Genomic DNA, 19,583 nt, shown 5'->3' with positions numbered 1-19,583 from the left:
CTAATAATTCATGGTACAATAATGGAAAACGCAAGAAAGTCTAGTGATGTCCTGGAGGAATGCATTATGGCACCGAAAAACGGCACAGTGCAAGAAAAGAAAGTCTTTTCGAAAGAGCTTAACGAGGAAATGACCTTGCTCGTTTATCTGCCGTCCAACTACTCCCCTCTTTATAAATACCATGTCATTATCGCGCAGGACGGCCACGATTATTTCAGGCTGGGGAGAATTGGCAGACAGGTCGAGGAATTGCTGTCCAAACGGGAAATTGACCGGAGCATTATTATCGGTGTTCCTTATAAGGATGTTCATGAGCGCAGAAAAACCTACCATCCGGAAGGCTCTAAATTTTCGGCGTATAAACGGTTCATCGCCCATGAGCTCGTACCATTTGCGGATGACGAGTATCCTACCTATCAGGTCGGCTACGGACGAACGCTGATCGGGGACTCGCTGGGAGCGACCATATCTCTTATGACAGCGCTTGATTATCCGAATATGTTCGGAAACATCATCATGCAGTCTCCCTATGTTGACAAACATGTATTGGATGCCGTGAAGCAATCGGACAATATCGAACACCTCTCTATTTATCACCAAATCGGCACAAAAGAAACTGACGTCCACACGACAGACGGGAACATTCTGGACTTTACAGAACCGAACCGGGCGCTGAAACAGCTGCTGGAGAAGAAGCTTTCCGATTATGATTATGAGCCATTTGACGGAGACCACAAATGGACATACTGGCAGCCGCTTATCACGCCGGCGCTGAAAAAAATGCTTTAATACTATATCATACTTTATTTCCAGGAGGGACATAATATGAAATACGGAATCGTTTTATTTCCATCAAAAAAACTTCAAGACCTTGCGAACTCTTACAGAAAGCGCTATGATCCAAGCTATTCCCTGATCCCGCCCCATTTGACGCTGAGATCATCGCTTGAATTAACGGAGGAGAAAGCGGATCAGCTTGTATCACATCTGAGAAACATCGCAAAGGAGTCCCATCCGGTCGTTCTCAAATTGACAAAATACAGTTCATTTGCGCCTGTCAATAATGTCATTTACATCAAAGCAGAGCCGACGGAAGAATTAAAAACACTCAATGAAAAGCTATACACCGGTGTGCTGGCCGGTGAACAGGAATACGCTTTTGTCCCGCATGTGACGGTCGGCCAAAATCTTTCCGACGATGAGCATTCGGATGTACTGGGACAATTAAAAATGCAGGAAGTGTCGCATGAAGAAATCATTGATCGTTTCCATTTGCTTTATCAGCTTGAAAACGGATCATGGACAGTATATGAAACCTTTTTGCTAGGCAAAGGAGAATAGTGTTTGGAAGCAGTTATCGCAAAAAATGAAGAACAAATGAAAGACGCATTTTATGTAAGAGAAGAAGTTTTTATCAAAGAACAAAACGTACCTGCTGAAGAAGAAATTGACGAGCTTGAAAATGAATCGGAGCATATCGTCGTGTATGACGGCGAAAAGCCTGTCGGCGCCGGAAGATGGCGTATGAAGGACGGCTACGGCAAATTAGAGCGAATTTGCGTATTGAAAAGCCACCGCTCCTCCGGTGTCGGCGGCATCATTATGAAAGCTCTCGAAAAAGCGGCGGCAAACGGCGGCGCTTCGGGCTTCATTTTAAACGCGCAAACGCAGGCTGTGCCGTTTTACAAGAAACACGGGTATCGCGTGCTTTCTGAAAAAGAATTTCTCGATGCAGGCATTCCGCACTTACAAATGATGAAAGACTAAACAGCATCCGGGTCTATTTAGATCCGGATGCTGTTTAGATCCGGATCTTTTTTTGCATAAAAAAAACCGTTCTCTGGATGTGAACGGTTTTTTATACATATCGATTAATATATGTGCCCATCCCTTTTTCTCGCAACCTCTTATAAAGAGAGCGCTTACGTTTCACCTCGTTTACTTTTCTTTCAGCGGCCGTTTGATTCTCCTGCTGCTTTTCCAGTTCCTTGTATACCCGCTGAAACGGGACATAGCTGATTTTTTCGGTTCCGGCGTAATCCTGCTTATATCCCATCGTTCTATTTGCATATTGAGCGTATTGCTGGTTTTGAATTTGACCTGCATATATCATACGATACCCACCCTTCTGCTATCTCTTTTCCCTTAAACTTACTTTTTGAAACACGTTTCTTTTGATATGATAGTCTTTGTCTGTAATGAACACCTTTTTTTGATTGGGAGGACCCCTTTTTGAAATGCGCCCGACTGAATGATCGAACGATACATTTACATACATATTCGAGAGAACATTATCAATTCCTCTTTGAAGAAGGAATAAAAGGACATTTATTTTGTTCTCATTGCGGAAAACCCGTTTTGTTAAGGCTCAACATCGCTGATCCGCCGGAGTTTATCCACCGCCAGCCAGGCCACTTTCCAGCATGTGAGGAGGCCTGCGAAACGAAGCCCGCTAAAGAGGAGAAAAAAGAAGAGTATCAGGAATCCGGTGTCTTTCGTTTGCCCAAGGGAAAAGCAATTGCTGCTGACTCGTCTCTTGCTGTCACGGAATGGCAGCGGCCGAGAAGCATTAAACCCAAAACACCATTTGTGCAAAAAACAATAGAACCTGATACGAGCCTTTTCCCGTCTGTCGGCTTGAACACGGATCAGCTGAAAGCTGTCACGGAAACGGAAGGCCCGCTGCTTGTGCTTGCAGGTGCGGGAAGCGGAAAAACACGCGTGCTGACGGCTCGTGCCGCCCACATGATCGAACACTTAGGCATACCGCCGGAAAACATGCTGCTTGTCACCTTTACGACAAAAGCTGTCGCCGAAATGAAAGAGCGGATGGCAAAGCAGTACGGATTACAGCCGGCAAAAGTCAGAAGACTTGTCACCGGAACATTCCACAGCTTATTTTATAAAATCTTATATCACGATGATCCTGCTAAATGGAACGGCGAGCATTTGCTGAAAATGGAGTGGCAGCGGGAACAATATATCAAAAAAGCACTCTATGAAGAAGGGATAGATGAAAAAGAGTTCCCCGTAGATCAGGCCTTGCAGCAAATCGGTTTTTGGAAAAACACATATGTGCCGAACGAACGCATCCCTTTGCAAGATGAGTGGGAAAAACAAGTCTATCGATTATATGAACATTATGAACGCCAGAAAAAAGAACACAACCAATTTGATTTTGATGACATGGCTTCTGCCTGCTACGAATTGTTTATCGATCGGCCGGGCCTTCTGGAACAGTATCAATCCCGGTTTACTTATATATTGATTGATGAGTTTCAGGACATTAACCCCGTTCAATATAAAATCATGCAAATGCTGGCAAGCCCGGAACAAAACCTGTGCTGTGTCGGGGACGACGATCAGTCCATCTACGCGTTTCGCGGAAGCAATCCATCTTTTATTCTTGATTTTCAGAAGGATTATCCCGGAGCGAAGACGATTTATTTAACCGCGAACTACAGGTCCACGCACCCGATCGTCTCCAGCGCTGATATCGTGGTGAAAAAGAACAAAAACAGGTATGCCAAAATGCTTGAAGCGGCGCGTGATGACGTCCAGGTCCCTATGCTGTTTTATCCTTATGACGAAGAGGAAGAGGCCACAATGGTCGTTTCCGATATCAAAGAAAAAATTCAAAACGGGGCAAATCCTGAAGACTTTGCGGTTCTCTACCGCACAAACAGCGGAGGCCGCGCCATATACGAAAGGCTTCATCATTCGTCAATTCCGTATACAGCTGACCGCGGCGTCCAATCGTTTTACAGCAGACGGATTGTCCGCCAGATTCTCGCATACTTGTACGCCAGCCAAAATGAGGATGATACTGAGGCGATTAAGCACTTGCTGCCCGCCTTGTTCTTAAAGCAGTCTGCTTTGAACACGCTGAAGGCGCTCTCGATTACCGAGGACTGTTCCATGATTAAAGCGCTCGCCAAACTGCCTGATCTGAAGCCGTTCCAGCTCAATAAAATCAAGAAGATCGTGCCATTTTTTGCAAGCATCCGCACGATGAAGCCGGTGGAAGCGATCACCTTCGCCGAAGGAAAAATGGGCTTCTCCGAGTATTTAAAAAAACGGGGAAATGAAGGCAACAAACTGGAAAAAGGCTCCGATGACCTGCGTGACATCAAGGTCGTCGCCAAAAAATTCAAATCAATTCCTGACTTTCTCGCCCACGTAGACCATATGAGGGCCGCTGAGAAAAACAAAACGGATGAAAACGGTGTTCAGCTGATGACCATTCACCGCTCAAAAGGCCTTGAATTCAAAACCGTTTACGTGTTAGGCGCGGTAGACGGCTCGATACCGCACGATTTCTCATTAGAAACAGCGAGAAAAGGCGATGAAGCTCCCCTCGAGGAAGAAAGACGCCTTTTGTATGTAGCCATGACCCGGGCCAAACAGCACTTATATTTGTCTTGTCCCGCCAACAGGCGCGGCAAAACGGCCCACGGTTCAAGATTTTTGTATCCCTTATTACGGCAAGTAAGACAGCCCTTGCATAGCTAACAGCCCGGCAGATCACTGCCGGGTCTTTTCTGTAAAAAAGGCCCGCTGTCAAAAGTCAGCCAGGCCATCCGATTATTTATTATCCAGCATTTTAGAAATCGTCCCAAAATCAAGCTTTTCTTTACCGCTTGTAATGGACTGGACAATTTTATCCTCTAATTCTTTCGGCACGCGTCTGTTTGCCAGCTGTGCTACGCGGCTAATAACACTGCGTACTGTGTTTTCGTCTTTAAAATTGGCGTTTTGAAGAGAGCCGGCAAGATTCATAACATCCTGCATATTGACGCCTGTTTTCTTTTCGATGTTCTTAAAAAATTGATTATCCATAATGCGCCTCCTTTTGGCGGAGTAATACGGTATTATATGAACACTAATGAGTGATGTGCCTATCTTATTACATTTGTTTCCTCGAATGGTTTTCAGACTGCAAGGAAGCGCGGATTTCCCGCACTTCCTCTAAAGTTTTAGCAGAAATAAGATGCACCTACAATGATTAGGAGAATGAACAATACGACTAAAAGAACAAATGTTGAACCATAGCCGCCGCCGTAACCACCGGCATAACCGCCGCTATAGCCGCCACAGCCGCCGTAGCCGCCTCCGAATCCGTATCCAAAGCCCATAGATAAGCACCTCCTTTACTCTCTATACACTATGTGAGCCATTTGATTCGGCTTGGATATTCGCATAGGGCGTTTGCGGATTTACGATGGATCATACTGAGCCTGATTTTTTTGAAGTAACGATTCCGTTTTTTCAGCAAGCTCTTCAATCTCCTCTTCAAACGCCACACCGGCTTCATCAAATGCTTCCAAGTCTTTTCCGATGCTGCTCATGATATCTTCATGTTCTTTTTTCTTTTGTTCGTGAGGTTCATATCTTCTGTCTATCCATTTTTCGAACTCATCCATTGGTATCCCCCCACTCATGATATATGCTGAGCGAGACCGCTCCGTTAAAAAAACAAAAACCGGAGATCTCCGGTTTCGTTGTCAGGCTATTGAGGCTTTTTCTTTTTATTTCCGCACCCGCAGCCTTTCTTTTTGATCTTTTTTGATTGATATGATGAATCTGTATATGGAGTTTTTTGGGAAGGTTTATTGAATTGATTCATTTAGTTCCCTTCCTTTCCTTATGTCATATATGCTACTTTATGCGTATTCTGGCAGAAAGTTGCTGGTGATAGCGCCTCATTCTTGCAGCCATTTTGATACGAGTGTTTCTATAATGCCGGCAAGACCGGCGATCGCCAATAGTAAAATCAGCCACTGCGCCGCTTGAGGGAGCAAGGCCTGGCATAAAATCAAAAAGCCGGCGCACCACACGCCTGTACACCAATAGCAGCTCAGCAATTCACCAATAAACGCCCTTACCCCCGTTCCCTTAATCACGATATACGTTTCAATGTTCCCGTCCGCATCCTTTTCTTCCTTCTCTTCATGAAACAGGCTGCGAAGCGGCGCCATAATCGTATCAAACACCAGCAGCCGAGCGAGCCGGAAAACCGCAAGCGAAAGAAGAACAATTGTCAGCCCATTGATAACCACTTGTTCACTCCTTTCAACATCCCCTTTACATATATGCAAAAACCCTATACTTCATGAGTTGCATCTTGTCCCCATGAAATTTGGTTATTTTTCTTATTCCGCTCTGTACCCTTTTTGCATTATATAAAGTATGGATAAGAAAGGAGTGAAGGTTATGTCGATTGATGAAAAAGTTGCCTCCCTACAACCTGCAATATATGAGCAATTGACAAATGAATTTATTCAGCAGATTGAAATCATTGATTGCGAAAATATAATCATTGATACGACGCATCTTACATCCGCCCTTTCTATACAAGCGACACTATCGGCAATGCTCTTTTTGGCTATACAACTTGTCGTCACCGATGAAGACTTGGCTGATACAATCGCAAGCGAATTACTCATTCTTGACAAAAGTCAAATCAAAAAAAGAACAACAATAAAAATCATAAACAGCCGAAATATCAGAGTCACTCTTCTTTCAGATCAAACAATAACCTTTATTCAAATGTTAACTCAGGTAATCGACACTTTTCTCATTGCATCCGGCATCCTTTAACTCTTTCTTTTTCACAAACTACAAAACGAGGTGAAAACAAATGTCAGATAATGAAAAACTGAAAGAAGAACTTTCAAAACTTCCAGCGATGGATCCAATGACTAAAATGCTTGTAGACAATGTTCTGAAAAAGCATGGTGTTACAAAAGATAAAATGAAGAAATTATCGGATGAAGAAAAAGAAATGTTCTTGAAAATGCTCAACGATGTTAAAGAAAAAGCACAGGCTTTAGCAGATAATCAAAATAAAAATAAAACAGTTACAGAAAAAACGAACCAAAGAACCGAAAAACAAAATACCCGCAGAGAACAATTAATTCAGCAACTAAAGCAGAAACGCCAAAATAAAAAAGAACAATAAAAATAGTGATATGAACCAAGATGAATGCCCCAATCAAAATGAATCTATCTTTCATTTAATAAAAGTAAAAGAAAAGGAGGAATAAAAATGGAAAGCAGACCATATTCATGGGTAGCATTAGATCCAGACTGTGATCACCCAAGAGAAATAAAAGAAGAGAAAAAATGCGATGGTTGCTGTAACTTAAAAGGCTTCGGTTTTAATGACGCCTTTGTAGATCAAGATGTTATTCAAGCTCACCTCAACAGACAAATCTCTGAAGAAATGATTGTGATTAGAGACTCTTGCGATGTTAATGTTCAATCAGTTGATCAACAAGCATTAACTTCAGTATTTGTTTCTATCAATGCCTTAGTTGTCATCGTTACATTGGCAGTTATTACAGATGAGACGCTTGCTGAACTGGTTGCTCAAGATTTATTACAGCTTACAGAAAGTAAACAATTGAACCGTCAAAAGATTCTTATCGACAACTCACGCTGCGTAAACGTTACTACACTCGATCAAGATGCTGCGACCCTCGTTACAGTCTTAATCAATGCCCTTGTAGCAATTTTCGGAGTTTTGATTCTCATCTGATCTCTAAAAGCAGAGCTAAAAAACGCTCTGCTTTTTCTTATTTTCCAAGCATATGATGAATATATAGACGTTCACCCACACCAAGTGGGGCACCAGTACATATGTTGTTAAGGACTAAAGTCAAATACCCTATAAAGAAGGAGCTGAAATCAATGAGCTGCGGAAAAACCCATGGCCGGCATGAGAACTGTGTATGCGATGCAGTGGAAAAGATTTTAGCAGAGCAGGAGGCAGTTGAGGAACAGTGTCCTACTGGCTGCTATACAAACCTTTTGAATCCGACGATTGCAGGTAAAGACACAATTCCGTTTCTCTTGTTTGATAAAAAAGGCGGATTGTTCTCCACATTCGGAAACGTGGGGGGATTTGTGGATGATATGCAATGCTTTGAGTCCATTTTCTTCCGCGTTGAAAAATTATGCGATTGCTGCGCAACACTGTCTATTTTACGCCCGGTGGATGTCAAAGGCGATACCTTAAGCGTTTGCCACCCTTGCGACCCGGATTTCTTCGGGCTTGAAAAAACAGATTTTTGCATTGAAGTGGATCTCGGATGCTTCTGCGCCATTCAGTGCCTGTCGCCAGAGCTGGTTGACAGAACATCCCCTAACAGAGATAAAAAGCATCATCACAATGGATAAACACTTGTAAAGAGGAATCCCCTTCCAAACTCTATTACAGGTGCAAATTATTCAGCTGCTTCCGGCGTGAGGCAGCTGACTCTCCATCATTTCGCCAGTCTCAAGAAATTTATAAGGCAGGAGGGATAATAATATGAGCCAGAAAACATCAAGCTGCGTGCGTGAAGCTGTAGAAAATATTGAAGATCTGCAAAACGCTGTTGAAGAGGACTGCCCGACTAGCTGCCATTCAAAGCTTTTGTCACCAACTCATTCGCTAGGCGATACAGTGCCTTTCGTGCTGTTTACATCAAAATCAAATCCTCTGGTCGCTTTCGGCAATGTTGGCGAACTGGAAAACGGACCTTGCTTTAATACTGTATTTTTCAGAGTGGAAAAAGTTCATGGCAGCTGTGCGACACTGTCATTATTAATCGCATTTGACGAACACAAGCACATTTTGGACTTCACCGATAAAGATACGGTTTGTGAAGCGTTTCGACTGGAAAAAACAAACTACTGTATTGAAGTGGACTTAGACTGCTTCTGCGCAATCAACTGCTTAAATCCTCGGTTAATCAATCGCACGCATCATCATCATTAATGATAAGGCGGAAAAGCTTGCAGGCCTGCAGGCTTTTCTCTATGAAAATAAGCTGCCGGGAACATCTGCCGGGCAGCTTTTTCATTTCCATTAAAAACCGAGCGGGTGCAAGGAGGTGATTTCATCAATCGCCAGTTCAGTCGGTGCGCCGTTTCCGGTCGTGCGGAGCAGGACGGAATCGTTTCTTCTGCCGACAATCACGCCTCTGTATGTTCTTCCATTGGCTTCAATCAAACAAAGCGCTCTCGGCATGTTATGAGGCAGCTTTGTTAAAAAATCAATTTTTTCGTGGATCGTCATCTTGCTCATCGGTTTTTTCACTTTTCTTGCCGGCGGTGCTTTTTCCTCCGCTTTAGCGGCATTATGGACAGCTTCCGGTTCTTTTTCAGGTTTATGCGCCTTAAGTGCAGGCTCTTCCTTTTTTTCCGCTTTCGGAGGCTCGTGTTCGATGGTTTCTTCGACGGTTTCTTCAACGGCTTGCAGCTCTGCTTCCTGTTCCTGCTGCTTCTTTGTATTCTCTGGCTCTCTCACCTCTTGTATTTGCTGGCTCACTGGCTCAGCGGCAGGCTTATCGTCTGCTTGCTGGACATCTATTGCCACGGCTTCCTCCTGCTGTTTCTCATGGTAGTCCGGCTGTTCTTCTGCTTTAGGCGGAGCGGGTTTGTTGGTCTTTTTTTTAATAACAATCTCCTGCATGGATGACCTTGTTGTTTCTGCATAATCCGGCTGAACAATATACATGAGCGGTTTTTTATCCGCGTTTCTTTTCTTATTAGACATCTTCATCCCTCCGATTGTGTCATGTTCTATCTATATGACAGAAAGCTGAAAATCAGAAGAAAATAATCACCACCCGTGATAACGGGTGGTTTTCTCTGCGGCTGAAAGCCTTTGTTACTGACCAAACCCTAAAGGGCTTCTGAATGGTTCGCCTTATGTACTACTTTTTCTGGCCAGACCTCAAAGGCCTTCTCCTTATTTTCGTTTCTTTTTCTTGACCTCTTCACCTGTGAATGGATCGATGTATTCCATCATCGTTAATTGTTCCGCAACGATATCATCTTGTATCTGATTTCGTATATATTCTTCTATTACCTTTTTGTTTCTTCCTACTGTATCTACGTAATATCCAGTACACCAAAATTTCCGGTTTCCATATCTGTATTTCAAATTTGCGTGTCGATCAAATATCATTAAACTGCTTTTACCTTTTAAATATCCCACAAATGCCGATACGCTTATCTTTGGCGGTATGCTCACTAACATATGGATATGATCTTTACACGCTGTTGCTTCGATAATTTCGACTCCTTTCCTTTCACATAAGGTTCGAAGTATTTCCCCAATATCTTTTTTGATTTTCCCATAAATGACTTGCCTTCTATACTTCGGGGCAAATACGATGTGATACTTACAATTCCATGTTGTGTGTGCTAAACTGTTAGTGTCTTTTGACATAAAAAACTCCTCCGTATGTTGATATTTTGGTTGGCGAACCAAAAATATTTTAGCACCCGGGGGAGTTTTCTTAATACAACGCTGAAAGCTTTTTGGAACCCTAGGCCTAGCCTAGGGTTTTCTTTTTCACAATAAAAAAGCAATCCCTGTTCGGGATTGCTTGACATAGGTCCTGCTTAGCGGGCAGTGATATGGAAACCTGAATCAACGTGAAGATTTTCACCTGTAATGCCTCGGGACATATCGCTGAATAAGAACGCAGCTGTATCGCCCACTTCTTCAGGTGTTGTCGTGCGGCGAAGCGGCGCACGCTCTTCGATGTCTTTTAAGATAGAATTGAAATCGCTGATGCCTTTAGCAGATAATGTTCTGATCGGGCCTGCAGAAATGCTGTTCACGCGGATATTTTCTTTTCCTAAGTCGGAAGCTAAGTATTTCACACTTGCATCAAGAGAAGCTTTCGCTACACCCATGACATTGTAGTTTGGCATCACAAGCTCTCCGCCAAGGTAAGTCAAAGTGACAATGCTTCCGCCTTCAGTCATGATCGGACGTGCCGCTTTGACAACAGCTGTCAGAGAGTATGAGCTGATGTTATGAGCCAAAAGGAAACCGTCACGATTTGTGTTTAAGTATTCGCCGACAAGCTCTTCTTTGTTGGCAAACGCGATACAATGCGCGATACCGTGGACCACACCGACCTGCTCCTTAATGCTTGCAAAGCAAGTTTCGATTTCCGCGTCGTTTGTGACGTCGCAAGGAAGAATAATGGAGTCATTGCGTTCTAATGTTCCGGCAAGCTCTTGAACTGATTTCTCCAGGCGTTCTCCTGCGTATGTGAAAATCAAGCGTGCTCCCGCTTCATGCAGAGAGCGCGCAATTCCCCATGCGATACTGCGTTTGTTGGCAACCCCCATCACGACAATGTTGCGGCCTTCAAGTGAAAAATTCATATGTATAAAGCCTCCTATATTTAATAAAGACATAGTATTAGTACCTGATCTTAATTGATATCATATCATAACCTTGTCCAGATGAAAAGCGCAGACACCGACAAACGTGAAAGAGACCACCATCAGCTGGTGATCTCATCGGCTTGTTTTTAAGCTGTTTCGTTTAAAAGCGAAATGGTTTGTCGGCCCGTGGCCCGATCCGATGCCAAGCGTATTTTCCACCGCTTCGCGGACAAAGTTGGCCGCTATCTCGAATGCCTGATGGATACTGTCACCTTTAGCGGTTTGAGCTGTTAATGCCGCTGCAAAGGTGCATCCTGTGCCATGCGTATGTTTCGTATCGATATAGGGATGGCTGATTTGCATAAACATGCTCCCATCGAAAAGAAGGTCAGTAATGTGATTGTCCTTAGGCTGGTGCCCGCCTTTGATAATCACGTTCTGCGCCCCCATCTCGACGAGCTGTTCCGCTGCTTTTTTCCGGTCATCCAGCGAGCGGATTGTCATTCCAGTCAGCGTTTCTGCTTCCGGCACATTCGGCGTAATCGTGTAGCTTCTCGGAATAAGCAGCTCTTTTAAGGCGGCAACTGATTCATCACGCAGCAAGGATGCACCTCCCTTTGCGATCATAACCGGATCAACAATCACACGGTTAAACCCGTACTCGTCAATTTTTCTCGCCACTTCTTCAATCATTTCAGAATTCCAGAGCATTCCCGTTTTTATGGCGTCCGGTCTCAAATCCTCGGCAACAGCGTCAATTTGCTGTCTCAGCGCCTCTACAGACAGCGGATACACCCCATGGACGCCCAGCGTATTTTGAGCGGTTACCGCCGTAAGCGCAGACATTCCGAACACATCGAGCTCTTGAAAGGTTTTAATATCTGCCTGTATCCCTGCGCCGCCGCCTGAATCAGAGCCGGCGATTGTCAATGCTTTATATATACTCATTACACTACACTCCTTTGATTACCCGATCCATTTATGATAAATGGATTTTGCCCGGGCAATATCATTCGTTCCATGGATCAATGCTCTGCCGTCCCGGAACAGCACCATTTTCATATCAGCCGAACGGCAGGAAATCAAATACGGGTTCGCGGCTACATCAAGCCCGGCTTGCTTCAGTTGACCCGCCAGCACTTCAAGATCCGTTTCTTTTGTAAAGGATGATCTGATTTGCACGGTGTTCCTGCCGCACAATACAGCCGCTTTTGTTTGATTTTCATAAGACAAAAACGGAAAATCCTTTGTGCCGCAGCTTGGGCATGCGTTCTGTTTGAGACCCGCCGCTTTCACCTCTGACCGCTCATTTTTCCATAGGTCAAAGGAGCGCAGCACTGGCTCGCAATTCTCTCCCGTCAGCAGCTTCAGCGCGTCTGTCACCTGAAAGACCGCTACCTGCAATACAGCCGGACTGATGATGCCGGCTGTGTCACATGTCGCTCCGGCAATCGGAAGTGTATCGAGCAAGCAATGCAGGCAGGGAGTCGATCCCGGCACTACAGTAAAAGTGAGGCCGTAGCTCCCTACACAGGCACCGTAAAGAAAAGGAATCCCTTCTTTGACCGCAGCATCATTTACGATCAGGCGGGTTTCAAAATTATCAGCCGCATCCACAATGATCGAAGCGCCCTTAATCAGCTCGAAGATATTTTCCACTGTCACATCCAACACAAGGCCAGTCACATCAACATCGCTGTTAATTGAACGGAGACGATGCTCAGCAGCGGCCGCTTTCGGCATTTCTTTTTTGACATCATCTTCTGTATACAGCTGCTGGCGCTGCAGGTTGCTCCATTCAACGTAATCTCTGTCGGCAATCTTCACAGAGCCGACACCCGCTCTGACCAGCATTTCTGCACTGGCTGTTCCGAGCGCACCGGCACCGATAATCACGGCGCGCGCTTCTTTCAATTTCTTCTGGCCGGCTGGGCCGATTGGAGCAAACAGCTCCTGTCTGGAGTACCTGTCCGTCATACAGGAAGACCTTCTCCCGGACTGCTTGCCGTTCCGTACTGCTTCCGCGGAATACGTCCCGCCTCATAAGAAAGGCGTCCTGCTTCCACCGCGAGCTTCATGGCATGAGCCATTTTCACAGGGTCATTCGCACCTGATACAGCCGTATTGAGGAGTACGCCGTCAGCTCCAAGCTCCATTGCGTATGCCGCGTCTTTTGGCGATCCGATGCCGGCGTCCACGATAACCGGCACTTTCGCTTGTTCAATAATAAATGACAGATTCAAAGGATTTAAGATTCCTTGCCCAGATCCGATCGGAGATGCCCCCGGCATGATGGCATGAACGCCAAGCTCCTCCAGTTTTCTTGCCAGCACAACATCATCCGACGTGTAAGGGAGCACGATAAATCCTTCTTCAAGAAGCTGTTCGGACGCCTTTAATGTTTCAACAGGATCAGGCAGCAAGGAACGGCTGCATCCGATGACTTCGACTTTAATCATGTCACAAAGCCCTGACGCTTTCGCCAGCCTTGCAATCCGAACCGCCTCTTCAGCGGTCCCGGCGCCCGCTGTATTCGGCAGAAGCGTGTATTTAGATAAATCAAGCTGTTCCAGAAAATTAGGCTGAGACGCTTCAAAAATGTTCATTCTCCGCACAGCAAATGTTAAAATATCAGACTCGGAAACGGCCACCGCTTCCTTTTGGATGTCAAACGATGGGTATTTCCCCGTACCCAGCAGCAATCTTGATTGAAATGATTTCCCGCCAATAGTTAACATGCTCATCCGCCTCCTACAAAATGGACAATTTCAATGACATCGCGATCACAAAGCTCAACCTCGTGATAGTGTTCTTTGCCGATAATTTCTTTATTTCTTTCAACGATAACGATTTTATTTTCAAGCTGATAGGACGCCAGCAGATCTTGAATTGTACCTGTGTCTTTTTCCCACTTCACGTCTTTACCGTTCAGCTGTAGCATCATATCTGAACCGCCTCCTTGCGATCAATTCGGAATGCGTGCAGCCAGTCCTGATTGACCCCTTTATTCATGATGAGGTCACTGATCAAAGCCCCCGTTGCCGGAGCAAGCAGAATCCCATTTCTAAAATGGCCCGCCGCAAATAAAATACGGCTGTCCTCAGGGTGTCTGCCGATGTACGGTTTCCCATCCTTTGTTCCCGGCCGCAGTCCTGCCCAAAAACGATCCACCTTCATATTCTGAATGGCCGGCAGCATCGTTTTTGCTTTTTTCATAACAGATTCCAGTCCACCAAGATCCGGTGTTTCACTCCAATCACCCGGCTTCATTGTGGCGCCGACAACCAGTCTGCCGCTTTTTCTCGGCACGATATAGCAATGATCATGGTAAAGTGTTTTTGTCAGCGGGATTTCATCATTCCAAACAGACAGGCATTCCCCTTTTACAGGGAAAAATGAGTTGTTCAGCCCGAGCTGTTTAAAAAACATTCCGCTCCACACCCCGCTGGCAACCGCGACATAATCCGCCGATACGTTACCATTCGGTGTCTCGATGGACAGCACTTCACCGTCACGGTCGACATGCATGACGGGAGTATGCTCAAAAATCTCCGCGCCAAGCGCTTTCGCTGCTTTCGCATATGCCTTGCAAACGAAATAAGGCTCAACATGCACATCATCCTGAATAAAGGATGCCCCGGAAATGTCACCGGACGTATACGGCTCTATTTCTAAAACTTCTTCTTTTGTATGCCAGCTGACTGATTCCAAATCATCCATCTTCCTCAGCCGCAGCACGTCTTCTTCAGAAAACGCCAGCTTAAACATACCGCCGTTATGTCGCCTGATATCAATACCGGATAATGGGTAAAGCTCTTCTCCAAGACCTTTGTACAGACGCTGGCTGTGCATGGCGAAGTCAAAAAACGCGTCACGTTCCTCGCACTCGGCATGAGCGCCCAGCATTCCGGCAGCGGCACTTGTTGTTCTGCCGCCCATTGTCCCGCTTTCAAACAATGCGATTGTTTTGTTTTCCTTTGCTAAATGATAAGCAATCGCGGAACCAATAATCCCGCCTCCAATGACTACTGCATCATAATGCCTTTTCATAGCGCATCTCCTTTAGCTTACGGGAATATCGTCTGGCAGCTTCCAAAGGGTCAGCGGAAGAGAAAATTCCTGACATGACAGCGATGCCGTCTGCTCCCGCTTGTTTTACGTCTCTTAATCTGTCCGGTGTCATGCCGCCGATGGCCATAATCGGGATGGACATCCGCTGTTTGATTTCTGACAGCAAGGACACACCTCTGCCTTCAAGACCCTTTTTGCAATCCGTTTCAAACACATGGCCGAACAATACGTAGTCCGCATCTTCCTTTTCTGCTTGAACGGCTTCCTCCAGTGAATGCACCGACCGCCCGATATGAAGGTGAGGAAATCTGGCTCTGACCTGCTTCGGTGAAAAGCTGTTGCTCGGCAGCTGCACGCGATGAATAGATGAAAAAAGTGCAATATCCACTCGCCCATTCATGACCAATTTTCGTTTATCTCCCCCGCCTTCAGAAACAAGCTCAAGCAGTTTCAAAATGTCAGCCGCCGATTTAGACCGTTCTCGAATGTGAATGTAATCTACTTCATTCTGAATCGCTATGATGACTCTCGCTAACGTTTCAACCGGCTTGCAGTCATCAGTTATGGCGTGAAGCTCCAAATTCCTCCACCTCTTTTATGCCGCGGTCGGACCAGCCTTCTTTTCGATTGGCCATTCCCCAAAATTGATACTCATAGAAGCTTGAAATAACAAAATTCTCTTTCATCTTGGCACGCACTTCCTCCGTGCTGTTTTCCGCCAGCTCATCAAAGCGGTTGATTTGCTCTTCGACCTGCTGTCTGAACCAGTCACCGCCGTATGTGCTGATCCACTTCTGATAAATCGGATGCCCCGGGTCACATGTCAGCAATTTCTCGCCAACCTCGTAATACAGCCAGTAGCATGGCAGCAGGGCCGCTAAGATCTCAGCAAAATTCCCGCTCAAAACCGAACGGTACATATGGGATGTATAAGAGTACGCTGTAGGAGACGGCTTAAACGCCTTACGCTCTGCCTCACTAATCTCCAACAGCTCCGCAAACTCGCGGTGAAGCGCCATTTCCGCCTCATATGTACCTTGGGCGTGGCTTGCCATGCGGCCCGTTGTATAAAGGTCCTTCGCATAAGCGGCACCGAACGATTGTACCTTTGCAAAATGCGTTAAATAATAAGAATCCTGAAGCACATAGTATTTAAAACGGTCAATCGGAAGCGTTCCGTCACCGATTCCCTGAACGAAAGGATGGACAAAGCTCCCTTCCCACCATTCTGCGGCTGCGTTACGGCATTCTTCTGAAAAATTCACACGTCATTCCCCCTGTCTGATAATTAAAAAAAACCACTTTCCCGCAAGGAAAAGTGGTTTGGAATTGGCATAGTAAACTAACACAAATACCGCTCCACTTCCCTACGCAGGTCTGAACCTGTTCAAGTTATGAGGGTCTAAAAGTCACACTTTTATCTCAGCCCTTATGAAGGACACCCCTAGTGGTTATACGAATACATATTGAATTGTTGTTGCACCTCTATATTAACACGAATCCCTATTTGGTCAAGGTTTATCCTTCTAATGTTTTCTTAAGTTCCATTACATACACCCTAGACCCGGTGACAATTAAGCGGTCTCCCAGTTTCAGCCTTGTATCCCCATGAGGAACGATGCTGTCCACACCTCTAAAAATCCTGACAAAGATGACGTCTCCTGTAAAAGGGAATTCCCGTAAAATCACACCGTCGTACGTGCTGTTTTCCATATTAATTTGATACAGAGAAGACTCTTCGTTCGTGAGCAGCTTCATGACACCAGGCGCTTCTATTAGCGCGCGAAGCAGTGTTTTTGTCGACAGCAGCATAGAAAAGATGTTGATTCCCTGCGCCTTCAAAGTTGCTTCATTCTCGGGTGATCCAACGCTGGCAATGACTCTTTCTGTTCCTTTTTCTTTTGCAAGTAACGCAATGTCCGCATTCATGTCTTCATTCCCAGTCGCGACAACCAGGATATCTGCATCAAAAATGCCGAGTGATTCAAGCGTCTGGTGTTCATAGTCAGAGATGGCTTCAACGGTAAATACTGATTCTGACAGTTTTTCCTCCGCATTCTCTTGATAGACATGCACAACACGCACGTCATACTCCTCTTCCGGCAGTTCAAGAGTAACAGGCAATGTCATTTGGTTTGCGCCGATAAACGTAATTGTCTTTTTCTCCTCCGGCTGCTCTTCCCGTGTGTATAATTTTTTAAATAAGACCGGCGAAAAAATACTGGCAATGACGGCTACTAACGTCAGCGCTCCTGACATATTTGCGCTGATCACGTGAAGCTGCTGTCCGATTGTCGCAGCGGCAATCACGAGCGAGAGAGTTGATGTCAGCAGGAAACCAGACGCCAAAATGGTTCGTTTATCATACCACTTCTTCAAGTACAGGACAGGAATGATTTTGCTGACTAACAGCGCCAAAAGCAGAAGCGGGATCATGATTAAAATTTTCGGATCTTGGAAAAGGGTCCAAATATCGAGCTTCACACCGACCATTACAAAGAAAATCGGAATTAAGAACCCGTAGCCGAATGAATCCAGCTGCTGAACAAGTTCTTTGTTTGGCGAAAGAAGGGAAACGAGAACCCCCGCTAAGAAAGCGCCGAGAATATTTTCCGCCCCAAGTGATTCAGACAGGGCAACGAGTACGATAATTAACGTAAAAATGGCACGCGTCCCGATCTGAATCGTCCCTTTTGACATCGACTCAACAAATGAGCGATGTTTAAAGACCCGGCCGAAAAAGTAAAGCACCACTCCGGCTGCAAACAGGATCATCAAGAGCCACATGTTCCCGCTGTCTTCTCCGTACAGAGAAGAAAACACAGCAAGAAGAATCATCGTGACCAAATCAGCAATCACGGCAACAAGCAAAATAATCTGCCCGATATTTGAATTCATAATCCGTTCTTCTTTTAACGTTGGAACGACAACACCTAACGAAATCGTTGAAATAATTAGCGTCATTAAAAACGCATTTTCGATAAATCCTGCCAAGACGAACCCATAGGACAGCAGCAATGATAAAATAAATATACCGGCAAAAATAATGGACGCCGTAGCAAACGTATTAGGCGCCGCTTTGCCGTTCGGCAGGAGCTGCTTTTTCTTTCCTTTCTCAAACGATGAAAAATCAATTTCAAGCCCGCTTAAAAACATTAAAAAGATAAATCCGAGCAAAGAAAGCGTCTCAAGCCATGTATCACCCTCGACAACTAAATTAAGACCGCTTTTTCCGATAATCAGCCCCATAATGATTTCCGCAACAACAACCGGGATCGTCAGTTTAAAGCGGTGCAAAAGGATGGGTGTTAAAAATGCAACGATAAGTACAACAACTAAAGATGCGACAGATGAATGCGCCATAATCAGAACCTCCTTTTTAGGTCAGGGTTATTTCAGTTCTCAATTAAAGAACAAAACCTCATTTTTAAAAAACATAACGCGATTTTAACAAGGATGATGATAAAAAATAAAGTAAAAAGGTCTTATTCCTGTTTAGAAAATAATTCTTCTATAATTTGCACATAAAAGCCTGTGATGACTCACAGCACTTTGCTCCATAATAAATAAAACAATCGGCAAGGAGGATCACGCATGGCTTACGATATAATCAGCGATATGCATGGCTGCTATGATGAAATGATGGCATTAATCCAAAAGCTTGGCTATACAATGAAAAATGGAGTGCCTGTCCACGAAGAAGGCAGGGTGCTTGTTTTTGCCGGAGATTTAACTGATAGAGGACCGAAATCAATAGAGGTCATCCGCTTTGTAGCCGGCGCTTACGAAAAAGGCGCTGTACGTTATGTTCCGGGAAATCATTGCAATAAGCTGTACCGCTACTTAAAAGGAAACCCCGTCAAAGTGATGCATGGCCTCGAAACAACAGCGGCAGAGCTTGAAGAACTTTCCACAGAAGAAAGAAAAACAGTCAGCGAACAGTTTATGAAGCTGTACGAAACGGCGCCGCTTTACGACATCTTACATAACGGAGAATTAGTTGTCGCCCATGCTGGCATAAAGGCTGACGATATCGGAAAATTTACCCGCAGGGTGAAAGACTTTGTGCTTTACGGCGATGTGACGGGTGAAACGTATCCGGACGGCAGACCTGTCAGACGTGACTGGGCTGCATCCTATAGCGGTAAAGCTTGGGTGGTATACGGCCATACACCTGTGAAAGAGCCCCGGAAAGTCAATCGCACCATCAACATTGATACAGGCTGCGTATTCGGAAATAAACTGACAGGCTTTCGCTTTCCAGAACTAGAGACCGTCTCTGTTCCAAGCTCCCTGCCTTATGACGAATCAAGATTTCGCCCAATATAAAAGGA

26 protein-coding genes and 1 riboswitch are annotated in these 19,583 nt (G+C 45.1%); of the genes, 10 read left to right on the top strand and 16 right to left on the bottom strand.

Annotated features, from left to right (window positions below; all coding sequences use genetic code 11):
- The first annotated feature begins 66 nt into the window (after nucleotides 1-66).
- From ABZM97_RS06545 to ABZM97_RS06535, 3 genes are read left to right on the top strand one after another with little or no spacing between them, the layout of a single operon-like run.
- Nucleotides 67-789, top strand: a complete 723-nt coding sequence (locus ABZM97_RS06545; RefSeq protein ID WP_202328436.1) for an esterase family protein — start codon at nucleotides 67-69, stop codon at nucleotides 787-789.
- Nucleotides 790-825: 36 nt separating this feature from the next.
- Nucleotides 826-1,341, top strand: a complete 516-nt coding sequence (locus tag ABZM97_RS06540; RefSeq protein WP_087993925.1) for a YjcG family protein — start codon at nucleotides 826-828, stop codon at nucleotides 1,339-1,341.
- A gap of 3 nt (nucleotides 1,342-1,344) precedes the next feature.
- Nucleotides 1,345-1,767, top strand: coding sequence for a GNAT family N-acetyltransferase (locus ABZM97_RS06535; protein ID WP_202328437.1), 423 nt, complete (start codon nucleotides 1,345-1,347; stop codon nucleotides 1,765-1,767).
- Between the two features lie 91 nt (nucleotides 1,768-1,858).
- Here the strand turns inward: ABZM97_RS06535 and ABZM97_RS06530 are convergent, their stop codons facing one another.
- A complete protein-coding gene (locus ABZM97_RS06530; RefSeq protein ID WP_087993927.1) occupies nucleotides 1,859-2,113 on the bottom strand; it encodes a hypothetical protein in 255 nt (84 codons plus the stop codon).
- A 119-nt stretch (nucleotides 2,114-2,232) separates the two neighbouring features.
- Here ABZM97_RS06530 and ABZM97_RS06525 point away from each other — a divergent pair, with 119 nt between their 5' ends.
- Nucleotides 2,233-4,512, top strand: coding sequence for an ATP-dependent helicase (locus ABZM97_RS06525; RefSeq protein ID WP_367387319.1), 2,280 nt, complete (start codon nucleotides 2,233-2,235; stop codon nucleotides 4,510-4,512).
- 72 nt (nucleotides 4,513-4,584) lie between these two features.
- On the opposite strand, the gene spoVIF is transcribed toward ABZM97_RS06525, so the two are convergent.
- The 4 genes from spoVIF to yjcA form a co-directional block, all read right to left on the bottom strand.
- A complete protein-coding gene (gene spoVIF, locus ABZM97_RS06520) occupies nucleotides 4,585-4,839 on the bottom strand; it encodes a sporulation-specific transcription regulator SopVIF (RefSeq protein WP_019714009.1) in 255 nt (84 codons plus the stop codon).
- A 137-nt stretch (nucleotides 4,840-4,976) separates the two neighbouring features.
- Nucleotides 4,977-5,135, bottom strand: a complete 159-nt coding sequence (locus tag ABZM97_RS06515) for a YjcZ family sporulation protein (protein ID WP_202328439.1) — start codon at nucleotides 5,133-5,135, stop codon at nucleotides 4,977-4,979.
- An 81-nt stretch (nucleotides 5,136-5,216) separates the two neighbouring features.
- On the bottom strand, nucleotides 5,217-5,423 hold the full coding sequence (locus tag ABZM97_RS06510) for a hypothetical protein (protein ID WP_087993929.1): 207 nt from the start codon (nucleotides 5,421-5,423) through the stop codon (nucleotides 5,217-5,219).
- A 279-nt stretch (nucleotides 5,424-5,702) separates the two neighbouring features.
- The gene (yjcA, locus tag ABZM97_RS06505; RefSeq protein WP_087993930.1) at nucleotides 5,703-6,059 is read right to left on the bottom strand and encodes a sporulation protein YjcA; all 357 of its coding nucleotides are present in this window, start codon (nucleotides 6,057-6,059) and stop codon (nucleotides 5,703-5,705) included.
- A gap of 154 nt (nucleotides 6,060-6,213) precedes the next feature.
- Here yjcA and ABZM97_RS06500 point away from each other — a divergent pair, with 154 nt between their 5' ends.
- From ABZM97_RS06500 to cotZ, 5 genes are all read left to right on the top strand, one after another.
- Nucleotides 6,214-6,600 (top strand): spore coat protein, encoded by a 387-nt coding sequence (locus ABZM97_RS06500; RefSeq protein ID WP_202328440.1) that lies wholly within the window; start codon nucleotides 6,214-6,216, stop codon nucleotides 6,598-6,600.
- 40 nt (nucleotides 6,601-6,640) lie between these two features.
- Nucleotides 6,641-6,961, top strand: a complete 321-nt coding sequence (locus tag ABZM97_RS06495) for a spore coat protein (protein WP_087993932.1) — start codon at nucleotides 6,641-6,643, stop codon at nucleotides 6,959-6,961.
- Between the two features lie 87 nt (nucleotides 6,962-7,048).
- Nucleotides 7,049-7,540 carry a spore coat protein gene (locus ABZM97_RS06490; RefSeq protein ID WP_087993412.1) on the top strand — a complete coding sequence of 164 codons (492 nt, stop codon included), beginning with the start codon at nucleotides 7,049-7,051 and terminating at the stop codon, nucleotides 7,538-7,540.
- Nucleotides 7,541-7,692: 152 nt separating this feature from the next.
- Nucleotides 7,693-8,181 (top strand): spore coat protein CotY, encoded by a 489-nt coding sequence (gene cotY / locus ABZM97_RS06485; RefSeq protein ID WP_010329406.1) that lies wholly within the window; start codon nucleotides 7,693-7,695, stop codon nucleotides 8,179-8,181.
- A gap of 133 nt (nucleotides 8,182-8,314) precedes the next feature.
- Nucleotides 8,315-8,764 carry a spore coat protein CotZ gene (gene cotZ / locus ABZM97_RS06480; RefSeq protein WP_087993413.1) on the top strand — a complete coding sequence of 150 codons (450 nt, stop codon included), beginning with the start codon at nucleotides 8,315-8,317 and terminating at the stop codon, nucleotides 8,762-8,764.
- 90 nt (nucleotides 8,765-8,854) lie between these two features.
- Here the strand turns inward: cotZ and cotO are convergent, their stop codons facing one another.
- The 11 genes from cotO to ABZM97_RS06425 all read right to left on the bottom strand — a co-directional run bounded on the left by cotO (nucleotide 8,855) and on the right by ABZM97_RS06425 (nucleotide 18,612).
- The gene (gene cotO / locus ABZM97_RS06475; protein WP_202328441.1) at nucleotides 8,855-9,550 is read right to left on the bottom strand and encodes a spore coat protein CotO; all 696 of its coding nucleotides are present in this window, start codon (nucleotides 9,548-9,550) and stop codon (nucleotides 8,855-8,857) included.
- Between the two features lie 189 nt (nucleotides 9,551-9,739).
- Entirely contained in the window at nucleotides 9,740-10,222 is a 483-nt protein-coding gene (tnpA, locus tag ABZM97_RS06470) for an IS200/IS605 family transposase (protein WP_333561836.1), read from the bottom strand.
- Between the two features lie 176 nt (nucleotides 10,223-10,398).
- Complete coding sequence (fabI, locus tag ABZM97_RS06465) at nucleotides 10,399-11,175, bottom strand: enoyl-ACP reductase FabI (RefSeq protein WP_087993415.1); 777 nt, start codon at nucleotides 11,173-11,175, stop codon at nucleotides 10,399-10,401.
- 135 nt (nucleotides 11,176-11,310) lie between these two features.
- Nucleotides 11,311-12,126, bottom strand: coding sequence for a bifunctional hydroxymethylpyrimidine kinase/phosphomethylpyrimidine kinase (gene thiD / locus ABZM97_RS06460; protein ID WP_202328442.1), 816 nt, complete (start codon nucleotides 12,124-12,126; stop codon nucleotides 11,311-11,313).
- Between the two features lie 18 nt (nucleotides 12,127-12,144).
- Complete coding sequence (gene thiF, locus ABZM97_RS06455; RefSeq protein WP_087993417.1) at nucleotides 12,145-13,155, bottom strand: thiazole biosynthesis adenylyltransferase ThiF; 1,011 nt, start codon at nucleotides 13,153-13,155, stop codon at nucleotides 12,145-12,147.
- Complete coding sequence (gene thiG / locus ABZM97_RS06450) at nucleotides 13,152-13,922, bottom strand: thiazole synthase (protein ID WP_087993418.1); 771 nt, start codon at nucleotides 13,920-13,922, stop codon at nucleotides 13,152-13,154. Before thiG ends, thiF begins: the two co-directional genes overlap by 4 nt.
- Nucleotides 13,919-14,119 carry a sulfur carrier protein ThiS gene (gene thiS / locus ABZM97_RS06445; protein WP_072182824.1) on the bottom strand — a complete coding sequence of 67 codons (201 nt, stop codon included), beginning with the start codon at nucleotides 14,117-14,119 and terminating at the stop codon, nucleotides 13,919-13,921. The genes thiG and thiS overlap by 4 nt, the downstream gene beginning before the upstream one ends.
- Nucleotides 14,119-15,228 carry a glycine oxidase ThiO gene (gene thiO, locus ABZM97_RS06440; RefSeq protein ID WP_253269004.1) on the bottom strand — a complete coding sequence of 370 codons (1,110 nt, stop codon included), beginning with the start codon at nucleotides 15,226-15,228 and terminating at the stop codon, nucleotides 14,119-14,121. Before thiO ends, thiS begins: the two co-directional genes overlap by 1 nt.
- Nucleotides 15,212-15,829 (bottom strand): thiazole tautomerase TenI, encoded by a 618-nt coding sequence (gene tenI / locus ABZM97_RS06435; protein WP_253269003.1) that lies wholly within the window; start codon nucleotides 15,827-15,829, stop codon nucleotides 15,212-15,214. Before tenI ends, thiO begins: the two co-directional genes overlap by 17 nt.
- A complete protein-coding gene (gene tenA, locus ABZM97_RS06430; protein ID WP_087993421.1) occupies nucleotides 15,807-16,514 on the bottom strand; it encodes a thiaminase II in 708 nt (235 codons plus the stop codon). Before tenA ends, tenI begins: the two co-directional genes overlap by 23 nt.
- Nucleotides 16,515-16,596: 82 nt before the next feature.
- Nucleotides 16,597-16,705, bottom strand: a riboswitch (TPP riboswitch).
- 62 nt (nucleotides 16,706-16,767) lie between these two features.
- Nucleotides 16,768-18,612, bottom strand: coding sequence for a monovalent cation:proton antiporter family protein (locus ABZM97_RS06425; RefSeq protein ID WP_087993422.1), 1,845 nt, complete (start codon nucleotides 18,610-18,612; stop codon nucleotides 16,768-16,770).
- Between the two features lie 231 nt (nucleotides 18,613-18,843).
- Between ABZM97_RS06425 and prpE the strand changes: the two genes are divergently transcribed.
- On the top strand, nucleotides 18,844-19,578 hold the full coding sequence (gene prpE / locus ABZM97_RS06420) for a bis(5'-nucleosyl)-tetraphosphatase PrpE (protein ID WP_367387318.1): 735 nt from the start codon (nucleotides 18,844-18,846) through the stop codon (nucleotides 19,576-19,578).
- Nucleotides 19,579-19,583 lie beyond the last annotated feature (5 nt).

Origin of the sequence: Bacillus vallismortis, assembly GCF_040784915.1 — a bacterium.
Taxonomy (GTDB): Bacteria; Bacillota; Bacilli; order Bacillales; family Bacillaceae; genus Bacillus; species Bacillus subtilis_G.
The sequence above is the reverse complement of the archived record's forward strand: the minus strand, read 5'-3'. Positions and strand labels throughout refer to the sequence as shown.

What these genes read in the sequence shown, in the direction of transcription:
- ABZM97_RS06545 (WP_202328436.1), top strand. Translation starts at nt 67, where the DNA reads ATGGCACCGAAAAACGGCACAGTGCAAGAAAAGAAAGTCTTTTCGAAA.
- ABZM97_RS06540 (WP_087993925.1), top strand. Translation starts at nt 826, where the DNA reads ATGAAATACGGAATCGTTTTATTTCCATCAAAAAAACTTCAAGACCTT.
- ABZM97_RS06530 (WP_087993927.1), bottom strand. Translation starts at nt 2,113, where the DNA reads ATGATATATGCAGGTCAAATTCAAAACCAGCAATACGCTCAATATGCA.
- spoVIF (WP_019714009.1), bottom strand. Translation starts at nt 4,839, where the DNA reads ATGGATAATCAATTTTTTAAGAACATCGAAAAGAAAACAGGCGTCAAT.
- ABZM97_RS06515 (WP_202328439.1), bottom strand. Translation starts at nt 5,135, where the DNA reads ATGGGCTTTGGATACGGATTCGGAGGCGGCTACGGCGGCTGTGGCGGC.
- ABZM97_RS06510 (WP_087993929.1), bottom strand. Translation starts at nt 5,423, where the DNA reads ATGGATGAGTTCGAAAAATGGATAGACAGAAGATATGAACCTCACGAA.
- ABZM97_RS06500 (WP_202328440.1), top strand. Translation starts at nt 6,214, where the DNA reads ATGTCGATTGATGAAAAAGTTGCCTCCCTACAACCTGCAATATATGAG.
- ABZM97_RS06495 (WP_087993932.1), top strand. Translation starts at nt 6,641, where the DNA reads ATGTCAGATAATGAAAAACTGAAAGAAGAACTTTCAAAACTTCCAGCG.
- ABZM97_RS06490 (WP_087993412.1), top strand. Translation starts at nt 7,049, where the DNA reads ATGGAAAGCAGACCATATTCATGGGTAGCATTAGATCCAGACTGTGAT.
- cotY (WP_010329406.1), top strand. Translation starts at nt 7,693, where the DNA reads ATGAGCTGCGGAAAAACCCATGGCCGGCATGAGAACTGTGTATGCGAT.
- cotZ (WP_087993413.1), top strand. Translation starts at nt 8,315, where the DNA reads ATGAGCCAGAAAACATCAAGCTGCGTGCGTGAAGCTGTAGAAAATATT.
- cotO (WP_202328441.1), bottom strand. Translation starts at nt 9,550, where the DNA reads ATGAAGATGTCTAATAAGAAAAGAAACGCGGATAAAAAACCGCTCATG.
- tnpA (WP_333561836.1), bottom strand. Translation starts at nt 10,222, where the DNA reads ATGTCAAAAGACACTAACAGTTTAGCACACACAACATGGAATTGTAAG.
- fabI (WP_087993415.1), bottom strand. Translation starts at nt 11,175, where the DNA reads ATGAATTTTTCACTTGAAGGCCGCAACATTGTCGTGATGGGGGTTGCC.
- thiD (WP_202328442.1), bottom strand. Translation starts at nt 12,126, where the DNA reads ATGAGTATATATAAAGCATTGACAATCGCCGGCTCTGATTCAGGCGGC.
- thiF (WP_087993417.1), bottom strand. Translation starts at nt 13,155, where the DNA reads ATGACGGACAGGTACTCCAGACAGGAGCTGTTTGCTCCAATCGGCCCA.
- thiG (WP_087993418.1), bottom strand. Translation starts at nt 13,922, where the DNA reads ATGAGCATGTTAACTATTGGCGGGAAATCATTTCAATCAAGATTGCTG.
- thiS (WP_072182824.1), bottom strand. Translation starts at nt 14,119, where the DNA reads ATGCTACAGCTGAACGGTAAAGACGTGAAGTGGGAAAAAGACACAGGT.
- thiO (WP_253269004.1), bottom strand. Translation starts at nt 15,228, where the DNA reads ATGAAAAGGCATTATGATGCAGTAGTCATTGGAGGCGGGATTATTGGT.
- ABZM97_RS06425 (WP_087993422.1), bottom strand. Translation starts at nt 18,612, where the DNA reads ATGGCGCATTCATCTGTCGCATCTTTAGTTGTTGTACTTATCGTTGCA.
- prpE (WP_367387318.1), top strand. Translation starts at nt 18,844, where the DNA reads ATGGCTTACGATATAATCAGCGATATGCATGGCTGCTATGATGAAATG.